Source organism: Streptococcus sp. SGI.013, assembly GCF_050315295.1.
GTDB classification, from domain to species: Bacteria; Bacillota; Bacilli; order Lactobacillales; family Streptococcaceae; genus Streptococcus; species Streptococcus porcorum.
This window is the reverse complement of sequence record NZ_JBNPOS010000052.1, coordinates 1-4,572: the sequence shown is the minus strand read 5'-3', so window position 1 is coordinate 4,572 and position 4,572 is coordinate 1. Positions and strand designations below refer to the sequence as shown.

At 31.1% G+C, this 4,572-nt stretch carries 6 protein-coding genes and 1 tRNA gene; 4 read left to right on the top strand and 3 right to left on the bottom strand.

The annotated features are described in order from the left end of the window. Together ACQRDX_RS08985 and ACQRDX_RS08980 are read right to left on the bottom strand one after the other, a co-directional pair. Positions 1 to 289, bottom strand: a 289-nt coding sequence (locus ACQRDX_RS08985; protein ID WP_427896545.1) for a hypothetical protein, incomplete at its 3' end; no start/stop codon positions are given. Then, positions 282 to 1,301, bottom strand: coding sequence for a hypothetical protein (locus ACQRDX_RS08980; protein ID WP_427896543.1), 1,020 nt, complete (start codon positions 1,299 to 1,301; stop codon positions 282 to 284). The genes ACQRDX_RS08980 and ACQRDX_RS08985, both read right to left, overlap by 8 nt. Before the next feature lie 313 nt (positions 1,302 to 1,614). Here ACQRDX_RS08980 and ACQRDX_RS08975 point away from each other — a divergent pair, with 313 nt between their 5' ends. Together ACQRDX_RS08975 and ACQRDX_RS08970 are read left to right on the top strand one after the other, a co-directional pair. Next, positions 1,615 to 2,481: an Rgg/GadR/MutR family transcriptional regulator gene (locus ACQRDX_RS08975; protein WP_427896542.1), complete on the top strand. Its 867-nt coding sequence runs from the start codon at positions 1,615 to 1,617 to the stop codon at positions 2,479 to 2,481. Between the two features lie 96 nt (positions 2,482 to 2,577). Beyond that, positions 2,578 to 3,471, top strand: coding sequence for a helix-turn-helix domain-containing protein (locus ACQRDX_RS08970; protein ID WP_427896540.1), 894 nt, complete (start codon positions 2,578 to 2,580; stop codon positions 3,469 to 3,471). A gap of 34 nt (positions 3,472 to 3,505) precedes the next feature. Here the strand turns inward: ACQRDX_RS08970 and ACQRDX_RS08965 are convergent. Continuing rightward, a tRNA-Gln gene (locus ACQRDX_RS08965) sits at positions 3,506 to 3,577 on the bottom strand. Between the two features lie 160 nt (positions 3,578 to 3,737). Between ACQRDX_RS08965 and ACQRDX_RS08960 the strand changes: the two genes are divergently transcribed. Both ACQRDX_RS08960 and ACQRDX_RS08955 read left to right on the top strand, forming a co-directional pair. Further along, on the top strand, positions 3,738 to 3,929 hold the full coding sequence (locus ACQRDX_RS08960) for a type II toxin-antitoxin system HicA family toxin (protein WP_427896539.1): 192 nt from the start codon (positions 3,738 to 3,740) through the stop codon (positions 3,927 to 3,929). A gap of 37 nt (positions 3,930 to 3,966) precedes the next feature. After that, positions 3,967 to 4,344: a type II toxin-antitoxin system HicB family antitoxin gene (locus ACQRDX_RS08955; RefSeq protein WP_427896537.1), complete on the top strand. Its 378-nt coding sequence runs from the start codon at positions 3,967 to 3,969 to the stop codon at positions 4,342 to 4,344. Positions 4,345 to 4,572 lie beyond the last annotated feature (228 nt).

Sequence of the window (4,572 nt, the reverse complement as noted above, 5' to 3'; positions counted from 1 at the left end):
AAATTATATTTTCTATATCTTTAAAATCATTTTCATAAGGAGTATATTTATCTTTCGATAGTATTTCGTCTACTAGCGAAGCTATATCATCTGATGATAAATCTATAAATGATATCCCTGTTAAAAATGAAGATAAAAAAGACTCTCTATTTCTTAAATCTTGACTGTCTAATAATAAATTAATCATGTTTCGTAAATCATATTCAGAAATGCTCTTTTCATTCAATATTTTTTGAAGAATGCAACTAATTTGATTTACTGTCGAAAAACTATTTGCTAATTCATGCATTATGCCAATTCTCCCTAATTTCCAATAATTTACCAATAAATTTTTCTTTTTCTTTTACCCACTTATTTGGGTTGGACTCCATAACTTGAATAAATTTTTCTATTTCTGCTTCTCTATAGTTCCCTAAAGATTTCATAAGCTGAATTGTAACAGTAGAATTATCATTGAACTTATAGTTATCATTAATAATTTTCTGTGTGATTGACTCAGTACTATCCCCTATATTAATTGAAGATTCAGGAAAACTTTTTGACATTTTAGGAAATCCATTAAACCCTGAAATTAAAGGAGAATACATTGCCTTTACACTCTTCCCCTTTACCTGAGGAAATTCATCTGACAAAGCAGTAAGTACTTTATTAGCTGCTTGCACATATTTATGCTCATCTAACCCTAAGAATACAACGACTTCATCATATTTTTTATTAATAAGTGGATCTATAAAATCCGCACACATCAAAGATAAAGAATATTCCCGATTAAATGTCATGTCTCTTTCAACCTTCCCTTTAGAAACGTAAAGTTCATGCAGTTCCTCCTCAGAATGATCTGCAATTTCATGCGAAAAATACTTGCAAATTTTTGAATGTGTAATATATACATTTGAATCTGAAGTGCTTTGATCTCTGACAATTCCATCAAATCCCATATTTTTAATAAATTTTTTATACTTACTTTTCAACAATTCAGTACTTTCCCAAGAAGTTCTTCTACCAGTATAGGCGTCTACATCTCCTAACACAATTTGAACATCATTATTTTTACAAAGTTTTATTGCTCTTGCAATTTGAGATATGGTTCCAAAATGTGGTACTCCTGATAATCCTATTCCAGTCGTAAATAAGATTTTACTTCTAGGATCAAAATTTTTATTAATATTATAACTACACAACCATAAATTACTCATTTCTGGTGCATCTATACCAGGTAAAGTGAAATTTATTTTATTGAATTTTAAAAGATTATAACCAAAACTTTCAATTACCTCTAAATAATAGTCCTCATTAAACATTTTCACTCTCCTTATTGTTGATGTTTAAAAAACAGTATTGCAATTATTGCAATTTTGATTTTTAGATTATTCCTATTCTTAGTAATCAAATAGGAATAAAGTTAACGTCTAAAATTTTAAATTAACCAGCCTTTCTGGTACTTCGTTATAAAAGAACTGAGAGTTTATCCACCGACGATGATAATAATATCCATCACTACAATCAAAATCAGAAAAAGTTTTGATAATTTTTTCATATTATATCTCCTTTTATTTTTATTTATTGTATAATAAATAAAAATACTGCTATATTTCGTTGGGAAAGTGGGAAAATATGAAATCAAAGCTTGGGAATACGCTTAGAAAAGTGCGTCAAGGAAAGCGGGTCAGCTTATCCTCTTTAGAGGATGAGAATCTCTCAAAATCACAAATCTCTCGATTTGAACGTGGAGAATCAGAAATATCTTGTATTCGACTGATCAATATTTTAGATAAATTACATATTACTTTAGAGGAGTTTCTTACTTTATATAACAACGATCATACCAAAAGTACAACATTTGCTAGTTTAGTACAATATATTCGTAAACAGTACTCGTCGCAAAATATCAATAATATCATATCTATACTTTCTGACTCTTCTCCTTATGATTTAAATCAATATGAAAAAACAATGGTAAAATCCATATTACATACAATGGATTCAAGCGTCATTCCATCAGATGAAGAGATACTTCAGTTAACGGACTACCTCTTTAAGGTTGAAAAATGGGGCTATTACGAAATCATTTTATTAGCCAATTGCATCAGAACAATTCCATATACTTCTTGTTTTTTGCTCACTAAAGAAATGTTGAAAAATTATATCTACTCATCATTAAATAAAACAAACAAAAAACTTGTCACTCAATTGGCAATTAATTGTTTAATTGTCAGTATTGATCAAGGTGAGTTTCATCATTGTACCTTTCTTATTAGAGAAATAAAAAAATTACTAGATAATGAATTAAACTATTATGAACAAACTGTCTTTTTATATGCATTGGGGTATTTTGAGTTCAAAAAAGATTCATCTAATGGTATTGAAAAAATGAAACAAGCCATTCAGGTATTTGAAATATTAGGTGAGGAGCATATCAAAGCGCATTATACTGACCATTTATCTAAGTGTAAGCAAGCTAATAATCATTCATCAAATTAAATAACAATCCTGCATTCTCTTGATATAGAAGGGAGGAAAGATTCCTCCTATAATTCTATGTTATAATAATACTATCCTATGATAGACGAGGTTTCTATGAAAGATTTTTTATCTGATGAGCAATTCCAACATAAAATTAGCTACCCTAATCCTTTATTGCCATATACCTTTTACCATACAAAAGTGGAAAATGGGCGACCAGATGTACTATTTCATTGGCATAATGAGCTAGAAATCAATTATGTTCACACAGGGAGTGCTAGGTATCATATTGACTATGATTATTTTGATAGTCAGGAAGGGGATATCATTTTCATCAGACCTAATGCTCCACATTCCATTCATCCCATTGAGGATAAACATCACCAAACAGACTCTTTTCTTTTTCACTTAGATATGATAGGGTATTCCATTTTAGATAAGACAAGTTTACTTTACCTTCAACCTCTTCAAAATAGCACCTTTAAATTTGTCCCACGTCTATCCAAAGACCAAGAGGGATATGATCAGATCAAAGCTGTGCTATTTGACATATTTGAACTGGTGAAAACTGAACCCCCTTACTTTGAATTGCCACTAAAAGCTAAGCTGAATGAACTACTATACCTTCTTTATCGCCACCATTATATTGTCAAAAAAACTTCTGATGATCTCTATCGGAAAAATGAAAAAATCCGTGATTTAATCGACTACATTCACCATCATTATAGGGAGAATCTTAGCATTGACTTTTTAGCCAATTATATGGGGTATAGCAAGACCCATTTTATGACCGTCTTTAAACAACACACTGGCACCTCTTGTACAGATTTTATTATCCAAGTTCGCTTAAAAGAAGCTAGTGATCTTTTACTCAACTCTATCAAACCCATTTTAGAAATTGCAACTGAAGTTGGCTTTAATAATCTTTCAAATTTTAATCGACAATTTAAAGCCTACTATTTCTTGACACCAAGCCAATATCGAAAACAATTTAAAAATAAAAAATAAAGACGCTAGGAATACCTAACGTCTTTTTATCTTACTGGGGTAGCTGGATTCGAACCAACGCATGAGGGAGTCAAAGTCCCTTGCCTTACCGCTTGGCTATACCCCAATCACAACAAATAATATTTTAGTATAACTTTTTACACTTGTCAATATATTTTCTGAAAAAAGTAGAAAACATATTGATAAATTTTTTCATCGATAAACTTCTTTTTGACATAAATACGCATAATGTGTATAATAGAAGTCGTAAGGAGGTTAGATATGCTATGCCACTTACAGGGAAAGAATTGGCAAAACTTGCCAAGGAAAATGGATGGTATGAAATCCGCGTTAAAGGAAGTCATCACCATTTCAGAAAGGATGGTATTTCTAAGATAGTCACTATTCCAATCCATGGAAACAAGGATTTAGCAAATGGACTAGAGAAGAAACTCCTTAAGGATTTAGGGCTACGCTAGTTCTAAATCTTTCCTTTTTTATTATTTGGAGGTACATATGTTAAAATCATATCCCGCTATTTTTCACAAAGAGCTTAATGGTTACTGGGTTGAGTTTCCAGAGTTTGGTGGTGGCACTGAAGGTGATACACTCGAAGAAGCTATGAAAAACGCCCATGAAATGTTAGAAGGGGTTTTAGCTTCTTATATCGACGAGGATATCCCCTTACCAAATCCTACCGATATAGAAAAGTTAAAGGTTCCGGATGGATTTGCTACTCTTATCCAAGTTGACCCCACTCCCTTTTTAAAAAACAGCAAAACTGTCCGCAAAAATGTTACCGTTCCAGAATGGCTCGTCCGTCTTGCAGACCGTGAAAAAATCAACTACTCAGAAGTTTTGACACAAGCACTTGAACATAAACTACAAATATAAAATTTGAAAACCAAAACCTACTGTAAGAGTTTTTACTGTAATACAAGTAGTTCGAAACTCATAGATAGAAATAATTAAAAGTAAATAGTTTAGGAGGTGATAAAAATGTTATAACGGATTTCTTGAAATAAGAGATTAATGATTGAAGTATATAATGTTAGGAGATTTGGTATGGAATATATTTTTTTATTAGGTTTTATTGGTGTTATCGTTGCAACCACTTTATTC